Source organism: Psychrobium sp. 1_MG-2023, from assembly GCF_030689115.1.
Taxonomy (GTDB): domain Bacteria; phylum Pseudomonadota; class Gammaproteobacteria; order Enterobacterales; family Psychrobiaceae; genus Psychrobium.
Window position 1 is genome coordinate 48,765 of the sequence record NZ_JAUYVJ010000006.1, and the last position, 13,189, is coordinate 61,953.

Genomic DNA, 13,189 nt, shown 5'->3' on the forward strand with positions numbered 1-13,189 from the left:
CAATGCATTGGTTATTCTCAAACAAGCGCCTCTTGAGCTATTCACAGCGGGTTAATCGGTTACGCTGTTTTACGGGGCTTTTTTTCATCTTACTCTTTGTGCCCGTGACGACGGTTTTCTATATCAGTTTTAAGCAATTTGAAAATGATCTTCTCACACAATACCAACGCCAAGCAGAGCTATTTACAGATAAGCTCAACAAACGCATATTTAAGCGTGTCGCGCTGGCCAATGCACTACCTAGCGATGAGTTTGATTATTATCAAACCTTGTATAACCCCGTTAATCAGCAAGTCACTCAAGCCTTATCACCATTAACCAAACTTGAAACTTTTGAACGCTTTCCTGGACATATCGGCTTTTATCAAATTGATCAACAAGGACAATTTAATAGCCCTGTATGGCCCGAACCTATCACACCTGATGCCGACGTTACGATTGGGCAACAACAGCTAAGTCCAGAATTAATCAAAAGACAGCAAATCGTACAGCGACTGCATCAAGTCACCTCAAGCTCAGAAAAAATGCAGGAGTTAATCGGTCAAACAACGCCCGGCGAACACAAAAAATTTCACTTGATTAACGACACGCCTGATTACTACATTTTTTATCGCGCAGTAAAATCCGTCGACCAAACTAAATTACAAGGCTATGTGCTACACCGAGAGAGCTACATTAACAGTCTCATTAAGCAAGTGTTAGAGACAACGCCATTTGAGAGCCCGATTACGTTACGATTACACTCAGCACAGCCGAATGCTCAGGCTCTCAACTTTTTTACTCATATCAATCAGCAAGGGAAAATTGAAGTCACTCAGTCTCAACATATCGATGACAAATTGAGTCAGATTACAATTAGTAATCAAGCAGTAAACTGGCCCTACATGGGCTATACACTGGCTTTTTCCACAACGTCGCTGCAATTAACATCGACTGCAATTTATACCATCGGCTTAATGCTGATTTTGCTCAGTGCGATGATCATCGGTTGCATTGGTTTTTATCGGATTGGGGTAAAACAGTTAACATTAGCAGAGCAACGATTAAATTTTGTATCCTCTGTTAGTCATGAGCTAAAAACCCCGCTGACCTCAATTCGCATGTATGCCGAGATGTTAAAAACAGGTCAGGTTTTGTCGAGCCAGCACCAAAGTGATTATTACGAGTTTATTTTCAGTGAAAGTGAACGCCTATCGCGTTTAATTGACAATATTTTACAGCTATCAAAACTCAGTCAGCCACAGCATAGTGTTCACCCACAACACACCAAACTCAGTGTTTTAATTGATATTATTCGCTCAAAGGTGTCGTCTATTTTAGTGAAAAATGACTTTAACCTTTGTATAGAACACAGTTTTACTCACCCAGATAACGTCATGTTACTGGTTGATATTGATGCCTTTTCTCAGGTGGTTATAAATATTACTGATAATGCGGTGAAGTTTTTTGACCGTGAAAAAATCCAAGACCAAGACAGACAGAAGATCGATTTTATTTTTCAAATCGACCCACAACAAGCAGGGCAAATACAACTGAAAATAAGAGACTATGGTAGTGGTATTAGCCCTGAACAAGAGAATAAACTGTTCGATTTATTCTATCGCGGCGGCAGTGAATTAACGCGCTCAACCCAAGGCACAGGGATTGGCCTTGCTTTAGTCAATGAGCTAGTATTGGCACAACATGGCTCGATAAAAGTGCAGCGGATGACGCCTGGACTCGCGATTAATATGTCATTTAAGTGTACACAATCTCCGACCCCGAGCGTTTAAGCATTTTTAAAACCCAGACTAAACATGGCTCACCAGTTAATCAATAGACACCGCCCTATTGATTACACCTAAACCATTGATGAAAAGCTTAGGCGTAATCAGATAAAATAGCACGAGCCAAGGGGCATGACCTGTCGTAACAATGTTGCCTTATTCGCCTTTATCCAACAACTCCATTAAGCCAAGCGAGGCAACAAAAAGGATCGATCCCACAGGCCACACAATCCAAGTAACTCCCCAGTCCAATGTCCATAAACTCCAGCCAAGGTAAATTGCCGTTAGTAATGGCCAGTAAAAGGCAGCTAATTTCTCAGCGCGCTTTGTACGCTTACTTTTTTCAGTATCTAAAGATGTGTCTTTGAGTACATTATTATACGCATCAAATTGCGCAGAAACGGGTATAATAATACCGAGCCCGGCCGTGGCTATAGCAATTAATACGATCAGCATCATTAATGTAGTATCAGAGCCACCAGAAAATATACCGGCCATCATCAATGGCACAAAACTAAAAATAAATAAAAAGATACTTAGGGATAATCTTTTATTATAGGTCGCTCTAAACTTTTGTAACTTTTCGCTAAACACACTATGAACGCCATAAGCCAATTCAAAAGGTTCATTATCAATTAATCCAGTATCACTCTCATATTGATTTGTCTTAATAAAAAAGTTCACTGCAATAGAAACCAACACGATAATACCGACAATTCCTAACGCAGCAGCAATGTCATCAGTGATGTTTAAACGATTTGTTTCAGCCATCGCCATAAAGAAAAACAATGGTACTGCAGAACATACACACAACATAACCCCTTTAGTGGTTAACGCTGAAGCTTCCATCTTTTGCTCAACATACAAATTCGCTTGTTCCAAGCTAACTTGTGCAATGCCAGTTTCTTTACTGTCACCATCAACGTTAGGGTTAGGTACTTCAATGTCATCCTTCAATAAGAAGTCAGTTGAAACGTCAAAAATTTCCGCAAGCATGATTATTCTATTTAGGTCAGGGATGCTATTGGCGCTTTCCCATTTTGAAACAGACTGTCTCGAAATATTCATCTTTTCAGCCAATTCTTCTTGTGACCAGCCTGATTGTTTTCTTAACCTGATAATCTTTTCTGCTAATATCATAATAATTGATTCCTTCTCCGTAATTGAGCCACAAGCTTAGAAAATCAAGCAGTTGCAGACTAGCAAGTCAGGTTGTTAATTTGTCAACCAGCGGTTGCAATGTACTAAATCAGCCAATTTATCGACTTTTTTGGTAACAATCAAATGAGTTTTTAAACAACGAGGCGTGCTTTATAGTTTTAATGAACAACGGTCACTTACACACTCTTTTTAGCCGATAGAACTATTGCATCAACAGAATATGTCATGGATACTCGAATCAGCACACATTAGTGATGCACCAATATTGTTACTCAGTATCACTTAAGGAAAATCATGTTCCCGCTCGAAGTTTGGCTTACATTTACCCTAGCTTGCCTCTTACTGGTCATCTCACCGGGGCCAGATAATATTTTGGCCATTGGTCGTGGCATGAGCCAAGGCAAGATAGCAGCTTGTGTCTCGGGTGTGGCTTCTGGTACTGGCATACTCTTTCATGTTCTCACTGCCACGTTTGGTTTAACCTTACTAATTCAAACTTCGGAACTGGCTTTCATCACGGTAAAATTGGTTGGTGCAGCTTATCTCATTTGGCTAGGAATCAAAGTGCTAAGGTCTCGCAGCTTAATTAACCTTGAACCGACTGCTCAGCAGTCATTCAAAAGCATTTTTGCTACTGGCTTTCTATCGGCAGCCTTAAACCCAAAACCGGGTATGTTTGTACTAGCGTTTATTCCTCAGTTTGTAAGCCCTGAACTAGGGTCGGTAACGACACAGATGGTGGTTTATGGCACGTGGTTTGCTTTTTTAACCGCCGTGGGTTTTGCTTTAATGGGCGTGTTCTCGTCACAGCTAACGGCATGGCTAAAAAGCCGTCCTCACATGGTTAATGGCTTAAACATTGGCGCAGGTTTGACCTTTGTTACCTCAGGATTAGCTGTTGCCGCAATGAAACAGCAAGGCAATTAGAAGACTATCAAACATTAGAGCAGCTATTTAATGATCAAGGAAAGTCATTAACTTTATAAGAACGTGAAAATAAAAAAAGCGAGCTAGGCTCGCTTTTTTTCACGGTTTATTCGCTATTGATTAAAAGCTATAAGTCGCTGAAACAACGAAGTTAGTGCCATCGGCAACGTAATTTTTAGCCGTCTCATACTCTTCATCAAACAAGTTATTTACTTTAGCTGCAATGGCTAGGTTACTTGTTGCTTGGTAATTAACAGATGCGTTAACTAACCAATATGCTTCTAAGATATCAGCCGTTTTAGATACGCGTTCTGCGCTTTCATCACGGTAGCTAACCACACCATTGAAGGTGAAGTCCTGCCATTGGTAACCAACCGTATAGTTTGCTGTCACTTGTGGGCGTCGGGCAAGAGGTAATTGCTTCTTGCTGTCCGTAGCGTCAACGTAAGCAAGTGCTAACTCGTGTGTTGTTTCCCCGATGCTACGCTCTAGGGTTAATTCAACACCACGGATATCCGCTTCATTAATATTGCTTGGTTGCCATGCCCCAGTTTTATTAGGTGCCCATGCAATTAGGTTATCGACTTTTGAGTCGAAGAAGCTTAATTGCACATTACCACTATCAAATTGGTTACGAATTAATAGCTCGTAACTTTTGATCGTTTCTGGTTTTAAATCAGCGTTACCAGAACCAGGCCAATATAAATCATTAAATGATGGCGCTTTAAAGCCAGTTGAATGGTTAAGGCTCACTAATAAATCTTCATTTAATTGATAACCAACCGACGCGTTATAGGTTGTTTCAGAGTCTAGGCGCTCAACATCATCGTGACGAACAGCTAACTCTAATAGCACTGAAGCATATTGCTGACGTGTTTGTAAGTAGAATGCTTTTACCGTACGCTCATCTTCTGCCCATGTTTGGAAACCTGGTAGCCAGCTGACTTTGTCTTTAGTGGTTGATATTTCTTCATCATACCAATCAAAACCAGCAGCCGCTGATATTTGATCTGTGAAGCTGTACTGGCCAATCCAAGAAAGTTGATTACGCTTAGTTTTAATTTCATCACTGTCTGATTTAGGGATATCATTACCAAACGTTTCACCCTGATCTTGACTCGCCGCAACTGATAGTTCAGAGAAAATGTCACCGTTTTGATATTGACCCGCAAGGCGTAACAAGTAGTTTTCATACTCTTGTTCATTAGCATATAGAGTGCTTGAAGCGTCGTATTCTGATCCGCCTTGCTCCCAGCGTGATGCTAAATGCAGTGATACTTCTTCAGTTAACACGCTTTGACCAACCATACCTAACGATAGGCGATCATAACCGTCATCGTCTGTCTCATATGGGTTTTCGCTGTCAGTTTTAGCGCTAAAACCGTCACTTTCTTCAGTCGATAAATTAACCGTTAAATTATGTTCTTCATTACCAAAACCAACTGAACCAGCGGCTTTCCATAAACCGTTGCTACCTAAGCCAACGCTCACAGAACCTTCACCTTGCTGCAATTTCTTAGTGAAGATTTGAATCACACCACCGATCGCATCAGAACCCCAAAGAGCTGCACGCGGGCCTTTAACAATTTCAATACGCTCGATTTGGTCAGCAGACATAGCCCCAAAACTCGTTGAACCTAATGTCGCTGAACCCACACGTACACCATCAACTAATACCAGTGTATGACCATTATTAGTACCACGCATAAAGAGTGAACTTTGCTGACCACCACCACCTTGGTTGACCACACTGATGCCGGCAACTTGATCTAGTAAATCCGTTACATTATGTGGTTGAATCGCTTCAATATCAGCTTTGTCGATCACCTTAGTCGCAGATAGTGCAAGAAATTGCTCCTGTTGGGTGCGATCGGCAGTGACTAACATCGTCTCATTGATTTCAGCTGCTGCCATCACGCCTGTTGGGATCAGGCCTAATGCGATAAAAGTGGTGGTTAAAATATTGTGTTTCATTACTTCCTCATTAAAGGTGTGATTACACCTTTTTCATACTCAAATTTACAATTTCTACTATCAAAACGCTCATTTAGAGCACTTTGTTTAATTTGCTTACCAGTCCAAGCCTTTTTGCGCTTGAACGCCGGCTTTAAATGCGTGCTTAGTCGGCTGTACTTCGGATACGGTATCGGCCAATTCAATTAATCGACGGTGACAACCTCGCCCAGTAATGATCACATGCTGCATTGGCGGACGATCATTAATTGCACCAATGATATCGTCTAACTCCACGTAACCATATTTAACCATGTAAGTTAGTTCATCTAACAACACGATATCTAATTTAGGGTTTGCTAACTGCAGTCTTGCTTGTTGCCAAGCTGCTGAAGCAGCTAACATATCTGTTTGTTTATTCTGTGTTTCCCATGTAAACCCAGTGCCCATGACATGATATTCAAGGCCATGCTGCTTTAATAAATTAAGTTCACCACATTCTCTAGTGCCTTTAATAAACTGCACCACGCCAGCAGATAGGCCATGCCCCATAGCTCGGGTCAAAGTCCCAAATCCAGAAGTTGACTTTCCTTTGCCATTACCAGTGATCACGGTCAATACGCCTTTTTTGATTGTTGCTTTGGCTATCCGCTTGTCCACTTCAGCTTTAATCTTTTGCTGACGTTCTCTATGACGCTGTGCTTTAATTTCTTCATTACTCACGATAAAAGGCCTTCATTATCAGTAGCTGTTAGCCGGCGAATATTGCCGATGATTAATTCTTTTGTTGAGAAAATAACGCAACGGCGAGCTTAGGGTTACTCGGTAAGTACCAATGCATATACGACGCAACAATATTGCCCTGCTGATAGGCATACTCACCATCACGCTCTGTTGGGTGGTGCTTCGACTGACCTATTGGCGGCAATGCTATCTCTGCGGTGGAATAATGGAAGCTATGACCACGAATAACACCGTCCTCACCTTCTCCCAACAATGGCAATACCATGTACTGAGAACCAATAGCAGCTAGTTTTTTCTGCATAACGGCTTGCCCAGGCAGAACACCCACCATGGCATGTTGTTTGCCCTCCAAGTCAGTTAACTGCTCAAGGAGGTATAACATCCCACCACATTCGGCGACTACCGCTTTCTGTTGCTCTACAAACTCTTTAATATCCGCAATAAATGATTGGTTCTCACTTAATTGCTGTGCATAAAGCTCAGGGTAGCCACCTGGGATATACAGCACATCACCTTGAGGTAGATGGCCGTCATGTAAAGCAGAGCAATAGACTAAGTCTGCACCTGCCGCCGTTAAAAAATCGATGTTAGCAGCATAAATAAAGTTAAACGCCAGATCGTTAATGATGATAATACGAGTGCCAAGTAATGGTTGTTCTGCCATGACACCCTTAGTTTGTTTAACCGCTGCAAAAGTGACGCATTCGGGTAAAACGGCTAAACCTGTCGTAGCAATATGCGCTGCACTGCCATCAAGCTGTCTGTCGATCGTCGCTAGCTCTTGCGCTTGAACTAATCCCAAATGACGCTCGGGTAAGGTGATTTCACTATCTTTTGGCAAACGCCCAAAAAATGGAATTTCTGGTGGTAAACAGCTTTGTAGGATCTCTTGATGTCTTGGCGTGTTAACTCGATTAGCAATGGCACCAGCAAAGGGTAATCCAGGTCGATAATGAGCTAAGCCATAAGTAACAGCAGCAAAGGTTTGTGCCATGGCACTAGCATCAATTACGGCTAAAACGGGAATATTAAAAAACTCAGCTAAGTCTGCACTGCTTGGCGTACCATCAAACAGCCCCATCACCCCTTCAATTAAAATAAGATCTGAGCGCTGCGCAGCCTGATGCAATAATTCACGGCAGCCATCTTCACCTACCAGCCACAAATCCAATTGATAAACTCGCTCACCGCTGGCCTGCTGTAAAATCATCGGGTCAATAAAATCAGGCCCAACCTTAAATACTGTCACCTTGCGCCCTTGTTGGCGATGATAACGCGCAAGCGCTGCGGTGACGGTAGTTTTTCCCGAGCCCGAAGACGGTGCTGATACGATTAATGCGGGGCACTGTGCCGATGTAACTGTTTCGGTTGGGCTAGTCATGGGGGTTAATTGCTCCGTGCGTTGGTGATGGCTTTACTAACAACCGCGCAATCACAAAGTGGATAGCCGTTGCGACAACAACATAGAACACAGGGTTGGTAATTGAGCGCAGATAATACTTATCGAAACGCATGCTATAGGCTTGCCATGACAGCGGCTCAAATCGCCCCGAAAACGCGTAATAACTACCATTTGAAATAAAAAATGCGACAGTAGTTGCGGCATACAACACTAGCGTTAGTTTAATAATGTTTATCAACAAAGCACTGTGCTGCCAATTTGGTTTGGCATAAAAACCAGCACCAAACATTAATGCATAACTAAGCGCTAGCAATGGGTAAGATGGGCTTAAGCAACTGCTAAAATCTCCTCGGACATAAGCCGATGACAGATCTAAGGTAATTGACAATAGATAAAAAAACCAAAAAGCACTCAATCGGCGCAAGTACATTCCTGCTAAAAAGAATATTGCTGTAGATGCACTTGGTAGCTGATCAAATGAAGCGAAATGATGCGTTCGAGTCACCAACATCAACACTGTTAATATCGCTAATACGGCTATTAACATCGCATTGGGTGATTGAGAGGTCGATAATTTCATAGCGCTCCATTAAAAAATCTGGGGCTATAAATCAAAGGGCGAGAATATACGCTGCTTGAAGCTTAAGCAATAGCTTAACTACGCCACTAACCTGCTAGTTGCGCATGATATTATCGTCGCTCTGAATGACCGCCCACCGCAGTTGTCGAGTGTGATTAGGCCGGTCTCCGGACTTCTGTTCATCGCTAATGCAACACCTTCCCATATTATTGACAATACAGTGGTTATTGTTGCTGCTCACAGTTACCGTTGCGGGGGCAGTACTGGCTTCTCACCAGTTTCACGTTTCACCTTCAAGCGCTTAATCAGTCCCCTTACATTAGGTTGCATGGGCATGATTAAAATGAAGACACCTAGATCGGAGCGAGATACTACGCGAAGGTCTTTTTTTATTCAAGCCAATCATACTAATGAATAAGCGATAAGTAATCACAATTGAACCTGACCAATGATTTATGTATCCTGCCAACCGAATCAAATAATGAATGTAACGATGCCAACCACTTTATATTTAGCTCGCCACGGAGAAACCCAGTGGAATCTGGACCAACGACTGCAAGGGCATTTAGACAGTGACCTGACAACATTAGGACAACAGCAATCTCATCAGTTAGCGACTACACTGGCCACAATAGATATTACTTTAATTGTGTCTTCACCGTTAGGGCGAGCCGTTAAAACCGCATCGATCTGCCAACAACATATCCCTGTAAATCACATTGTAGTCAATGAGTTAATCGAGAGAGATCTCGGTGAGTGGCAAGGTAAATATGTTTCATTATTACAGTCACTCACGACCTATAGGGAAACCCTACAACAAGTCACAACACTCAATATAATTAACGGCGAGAGCGCTTTAGCCTGTGGCGAACGCCTTTATCACGCTTTAATTAGCATTGCTCAAGACATAACGAATAGCACTGCTCAACAAAACGTTTTAATAATCGTTCATGGTGAAGCATTACGTTGTTTGCTGCATGTTCTGGGCCATCAAAGCAGCAATAACGCCTTTGAGCTGTTTAAGAATGGCGCGGTGATAAAATTAAATTTTGAATCGAAGCCTCCCTATTTAACCTTATGCAAAAGCCAAATAGGTTAGGCTGCGATGACGATTAGAAGCACGCAATGATAGACAATATCGAATTAACTTGGCTATTAGACACATTAGCAGCGTTTTCTTTATGCTTAACCGTATTGCTAGCGCTAGGTCTAGATCATTGGCTCGGCGAGGCCAGGCGCTTTCATTATTTAGTCGGTTTCGGCAATCTAGCCAATCAGTTAGAAAAAAAATTAAACATTAATAGTCAGCACCTTAAAGATGACCAAAGGTCAATTAAGGCGGTATTCATAGGCGGGTTAAGCTGGTGCTTGCTAGTGCTCCCATTGCCGGCTGTTTACTTACTCTGGCTAAATGAATTGCCTTGGTACCTGCAAATTCTACTCGATGGTTTTATCTTATACTTGGCCATTGGACTAAACAGTCTAGCCCAACATGCCCAGCAAGTTTATGTACCATTGCAACAAGACGATTTAGCCACGGCTCGCCATTACACCAGTTATTTAGTAAGCCGTGACACTAGCCAATTAACCCCAGAGCAAATGTCTAGAGCAACTGTCGAATCGATGCTTGAGAATGGTCACGACGCCGTGATCGCCTCACTGGTTTATTACCTTGTGGGTGGTATACCATTAGTGATTACCCATCGCTTGGCAAATACACTCGATGCAATGTGGGGTTATAAAACGACACGCTTTTTATCTTTTGGTTATGCAGCCGCTCGCCTGGATGATGTGTTAGGCTTTATTTCTGGTAAATGCACCACACTGCTTTACGCATTACAGCGCCCTTTTGGGTTGAGTTTAAAAAATGCTTACCAGCAAGGTAATCAATATAAAAGTCACAATGGCGGCTGGGTAATGGCGGCTGGTGCGACAGTAATCTCTCGTACGCTCGGGGGTAGCGCACAATATCACGGAGCGACAATAACGTCCCCCACTTTAGGTCAGGGTCAAGCTGTAACGGTGCAAGATATTCCGCGCAGCGTCAATGTGGTCAGGCGCGCCAGCGGTACATTGCTACTGGTTTTGTTCGCAGCACAGTGTGTATTATTCATTTTATAAGGAAAGTCGATGGCATTAATACATGGCGGCCAACTACAAAAAGTCGCAGCAGCATTTAATATCGCCGAATCAAACTGGCTAGACTTATCAACTGGAATTGCCCCTTATAGCTACCCCATTCCAGATATTCCAACGAGCTTATGGCAACAGCTACCTCAGCCTAATGAGCAACTAACGATTGCTGCACAGCACTATTATCAAGCACAACAATTGTTGGTCACCAATGGCAGCCAAGCAGTGATCAAGGCGCTACCTAGCTTGTGGCGGCAGCAATGCTCTGATAACTCTATCGTTTATTTACCCTTACACGGCTATAAAGAACACCAACAAGCATGGGTTAACGCTGGTTATACCGTGGCGCATTACCATGAACAATTACCTGAGCTGGCTCAATTAACACCGCACTGTGTTTTAGTCGTCATTAACCCAAATAACCCGACGGGGAAGCTCTTTAACCGTGATGAGTTAACTGACTACCAACTCAAAATTGATAAACTTGGCGGTTTACTCGTTCTCGATGAAGCCTTTATGGACGTCATCACCCCAACCCAATCCCTATCGAGCACCTTAACCGCCCAAAGCACTCTCATTTTACGTTCCTTCGGTAAGTTTTTTGGCCTAGCAGGCATTAGAATAGGTTTTGTTGTCGCTAATCAACACTGGCTCAAGCTATTAAATGAAACTCTAGGTCCGTGGCAGGTTAACGGCCCAGCACAATATATTGCACAGCACGCCTTGCAAAATATTTCTTGGCAACAGCAACAGCAATCAAATTTAATTAATGACAGTCAACAGCTTAGCAAGTTACTCTTCGAGTGCTTTGCACACGATAGTACGATAAGCATCAAGGGGACAACGCTGTTTCAAACCGTCACCTTTTCATCTAACACTGTAGCGCCATTGATATATCAAGCATTGTGTCAACGGGGCATCTATGTACGCTTAGCCGATAACCAACAAGCGCTGCGCTTTGGTATTCCATGCCCAGAGCAGTTACCGCGGCTGGGCCAAACATTGAAAAAAATACTTAAAAGCTGTCGTTAAACACCGTTTGTTGACGACTCTTTTGTTGTTGCCAACCAGCCGTTTTCAGCTCGGGCTGCTCAAGGAATTCATCAACATAGCCAATGCATAAATAGCCAATGAGTTCGCTATTTTCAGGGGCGTTCACGGCATTTTTAACCACTTGAGGATCAAGGATACTGACCCAGCCCATACCAACATTTAACGCTCTAGCCATCAGCCACATATTCTGAATGGCACAAACCACACTATATTTACCAGTCTCTTTCATCGCTGTTTGTCCTAATATAGGTGCATCGGGACGCTGATAGAACACCGCAATATTAATCGGTGCTTCTATGATCCCTTCTAACTTAAACTTCTGATACTGCTCTTGTTTATCAGAAGGGAATAGCTCTTTTTCTTGCTTACTTTTTTGACAAAAACTTTGATATACTTTTTGCTTAACAGCCTGACTTTTAATGACAACCAGCTGCCATGGTTGTGAATAGCCGACAGACGGAGCAAGCATAGCAGCATCTATCAATTGCTCGATGACGTCATCGGGCACAGGTTGTTGGGTAAACTTGTTACCCCTAACATCACGACGTAAACGTAAAATATCTTTAAACACGTCACGCTCTACTGCATTAAACAGTCGGTTCATTATTATTGACTCAACTCATTGCTACATTGAAAGTAAAAACCTGCACTGAATTAGTAGCTATCCCCTAATCAGTACTTATTAAAATTAACTTCCCTGTTTTTGGATCTTTATATACTTGCCCTAATGACTCCATACCGTTGGCTTGCCCACTCAAAGCGTGATTAAGTGACTCAGGTGCATTCACTAACTCACTGCCAGTGGTGACTTCAGTCTTTTGCCCTGGTTCAGGCTCTATTGATAAGTGAGCCCTGAGCTCCTGACTCTGGGCGACAAGAGCCAGCATTAAACCAAGCGCAAACACTAGCATCACATCCATAATATTAGCGAACCCTGCTAACGGGTCATTATCTTGCTCGTCAAAGTGCGAAGATTGCCACGAAGGCTTATCGTTCATATTACTACTCCTCACTCGGGCACATCACTCAAAGCTTGCCATGTTTGCTCATACCAGCGACGACGTAAGCGCCCAATAGTATAGGCCACCAAGCCAATCAGTAATCCCACCACCGTCGTATCAAAAGCAACAGTTAATGCCGTGGCTAATATATCGATATTACCAGTACCTAACGCGGTGAGGCCTGGCCCTAACGGGATCAATGTTCCCATCAGCCCTAAAATTGGCCCTGAGCGAGCGAGTAAATCAACACGTTCTAATCGCTTGGTCGCGTGGCGTTGGAACTGGTGTTTAGCTGATGCCAACTGTTGTACCCGTTCAAATTGCCTAAGGGTAGAGAGCCGCTCACAGCTCGCCATACCTAACTCCCACAGTGTCGCCATTAATGCGATAGCTAAGGTGATGATCACTGGGTAAAGTAACAAAGCGACAAATTGATGTAACCAGCCCAATAGCATTCCATAATCCATGA

The 13,189-nt window shown here is 42.9% G+C and carries 13 protein-coding genes and 1 riboswitch; of the genes, 5 read left to right on the forward strand and 8 right to left on the reverse strand.

Annotation, left to right across the window (positions count from 1 at the left end):
• The first annotated feature begins 2 nt into the window (after positions 1-2).
• Positions 3-1,772 carry a sensor histidine kinase KdpD gene (locus tag Q8W26_RS04605; protein WP_305472456.1) on the forward strand — a complete coding sequence of 590 codons (1,770 nt, stop codon included), beginning with the start codon at positions 3-5 and terminating at the stop codon, positions 1,770-1,772.
• Between the two features lie 150 nt (positions 1,773-1,922).
• Here the strand turns inward: Q8W26_RS04605 and Q8W26_RS04610 are convergent, their stop codons facing one another.
• A complete protein-coding gene (locus Q8W26_RS04610) occupies positions 1,923-2,906 on the reverse strand; it encodes a helix-turn-helix domain-containing protein (protein ID WP_101213583.1) in 984 nt (327 codons plus the stop codon).
• Between the two features lie 315 nt (positions 2,907-3,221).
• On the opposite strand from Q8W26_RS04610, the gene Q8W26_RS04615 reads away from it, so the two are divergent.
• Complete coding sequence (locus tag Q8W26_RS04615; protein ID WP_305472458.1) at positions 3,222-3,854, forward strand: LysE family translocator; 633 nt, start codon at positions 3,222-3,224, stop codon at positions 3,852-3,854.
• Positions 3,855-3,974: 120 nt separating this feature from the next.
• Here the strand turns inward: Q8W26_RS04615 and Q8W26_RS04620 are convergent, their stop codons facing one another.
• The 4 genes from Q8W26_RS04620 to Q8W26_RS04635 all read right to left on the reverse strand — a co-directional run bounded on the left by Q8W26_RS04620 (position 3,975) and on the right by Q8W26_RS04635 (position 8,533).
• Positions 3,975-5,828: a TonB-dependent receptor domain-containing protein gene (locus Q8W26_RS04620; RefSeq protein WP_101213580.1), complete on the reverse strand. Its 1,854-nt coding sequence runs from the start codon at positions 5,826-5,828 to the stop codon at positions 3,975-3,977.
• 96 nt (positions 5,829-5,924) lie between these two features.
• On the reverse strand, positions 5,925-6,530 hold the full coding sequence (cobO, locus tag Q8W26_RS04625; RefSeq protein ID WP_101213579.1) for a cob(I)yrinic acid a,c-diamide adenosyltransferase: 606 nt from the start codon (positions 6,528-6,530) through the stop codon (positions 5,925-5,927).
• A gap of 52 nt (positions 6,531-6,582) precedes the next feature.
• Positions 6,583-7,932, reverse strand: a complete 1,350-nt coding sequence (locus Q8W26_RS04630) for a cobyrinate a,c-diamide synthase (protein ID WP_305472460.1) — start codon at positions 7,930-7,932, stop codon at positions 6,583-6,585.
• Positions 7,925-8,533, reverse strand: coding sequence for a hypothetical protein (locus Q8W26_RS04635; protein ID WP_305472461.1), 609 nt, complete (start codon positions 8,531-8,533; stop codon positions 7,925-7,927). Before Q8W26_RS04635 ends, Q8W26_RS04630 begins: the two co-directional genes overlap by 8 nt.
• 140 nt (positions 8,534-8,673) lie before the next feature.
• Positions 8,674-8,853: riboswitch (cobalamin riboswitch) on the reverse strand.
• 173 nt (positions 8,854-9,026) lie between these two features.
• Between Q8W26_RS04635 and Q8W26_RS04640 the strand changes: the two genes are divergently transcribed.
• The 3 genes from Q8W26_RS04640 to cobD are packed head-to-tail and all read left to right on the forward strand — an operon-like array spanning position 9,027 to position 11,698.
• The gene (locus Q8W26_RS04640; RefSeq protein WP_305472463.1) at positions 9,027-9,632 is read left to right on the forward strand and encodes a histidine phosphatase family protein; all 606 of its coding nucleotides are present in this window, start codon (positions 9,027-9,029) and stop codon (positions 9,630-9,632) included.
• 26 nt (positions 9,633-9,658) lie between these two features.
• Entirely contained in the window at positions 9,659-10,654 is a 996-nt protein-coding gene (locus tag Q8W26_RS04645) for a CobD/CbiB family cobalamin biosynthesis protein (protein WP_305472465.1), read from the forward strand.
• Between the two features lie 9 nt (positions 10,655-10,663).
• Positions 10,664-11,698 carry a threonine-phosphate decarboxylase CobD gene (gene cobD, locus Q8W26_RS04650; RefSeq protein ID WP_305472467.1) on the forward strand — a complete coding sequence of 345 codons (1,035 nt, stop codon included), beginning with the start codon at positions 10,664-10,666 and terminating at the stop codon, positions 11,696-11,698.
• On the opposite strand, the gene bluB is transcribed toward cobD, so the two are convergent.
• The 3 genes from bluB to Q8W26_RS04665 form a co-directional block, all read right to left on the reverse strand.
• Positions 11,682-12,323, reverse strand: coding sequence for a 5,6-dimethylbenzimidazole synthase (gene bluB, locus Q8W26_RS04655; protein WP_305472469.1), 642 nt, complete (start codon positions 12,321-12,323; stop codon positions 11,682-11,684). The genes cobD and bluB overlap by 17 nt on opposite strands.
• 64 nt (positions 12,324-12,387) lie before the next feature.
• Positions 12,388-12,717, reverse strand: a complete 330-nt coding sequence (locus tag Q8W26_RS04660; protein WP_305472471.1) for a DUF2149 domain-containing protein — start codon at positions 12,715-12,717, stop codon at positions 12,388-12,390.
• 11 nt (positions 12,718-12,728) lie between these two features.
• A complete protein-coding gene (locus tag Q8W26_RS04665) occupies positions 12,729-13,187 on the reverse strand; it encodes a MotA/TolQ/ExbB proton channel family protein (protein ID WP_101213571.1) in 459 nt (152 codons plus the stop codon).
• Positions 13,188-13,189 lie beyond the last annotated feature (2 nt).

Coding starts and splice junctions, on each gene's coding strand:
- Q8W26_RS04605 (WP_305472456.1), top strand. CDS start 3: ATGCATTGGTTATTCTCAAACAAGCGCCTCTTGAGCTATTCACAGCGG.
- Q8W26_RS04645 (WP_305472465.1), top strand. CDS start 9,659: ATGATAGACAATATCGAATTAACTTGGCTATTAGACACATTAGCAGCG.
- Q8W26_RS04630 (WP_305472460.1), bottom strand. CDS start 7,932: ATGACTAGCCCAACCGAAACAGTTACATCGGCACAGTGCCCCGCATTA.
- Q8W26_RS04620 (WP_101213580.1), bottom strand. CDS start 5,828: ATGAAACACAATATTTTAACCACCACTTTTATCGCATTAGGCCTGATC.
- Q8W26_RS04635 (WP_305472461.1), bottom strand. CDS start 8,533: ATGAAATTATCGACCTCTCAATCACCCAATGCGATGTTAATAGCCGTA.
- bluB (WP_305472469.1), bottom strand. CDS start 12,323: ATGAACCGACTGTTTAATGCAGTAGAGCGTGACGTGTTTAAAGATATT.
- Q8W26_RS04640 (WP_305472463.1), top strand. CDS start 9,027: ATGCCAACCACTTTATATTTAGCTCGCCACGGAGAAACCCAGTGGAAT.
- Q8W26_RS04610 (WP_101213583.1), bottom strand. CDS start 2,906: ATGATATTAGCAGAAAAGATTATCAGGTTAAGAAAACAATCAGGCTGG.
- cobD (WP_305472467.1), top strand. CDS start 10,664: ATGGCATTAATACATGGCGGCCAACTACAAAAAGTCGCAGCAGCATTT.
- Q8W26_RS04660 (WP_305472471.1), bottom strand. CDS start 12,717: ATGAACGATAAGCCTTCGTGGCAATCTTCGCACTTTGACGAGCAAGAT.
- Q8W26_RS04615 (WP_305472458.1), top strand. CDS start 3,222: ATGTTCCCGCTCGAAGTTTGGCTTACATTTACCCTAGCTTGCCTCTTA.
- Q8W26_RS04665 (WP_101213571.1), bottom strand. CDS start 13,187: ATGGATTATGGAATGCTATTGGGCTGGTTACATCAATTTGTCGCTTTG.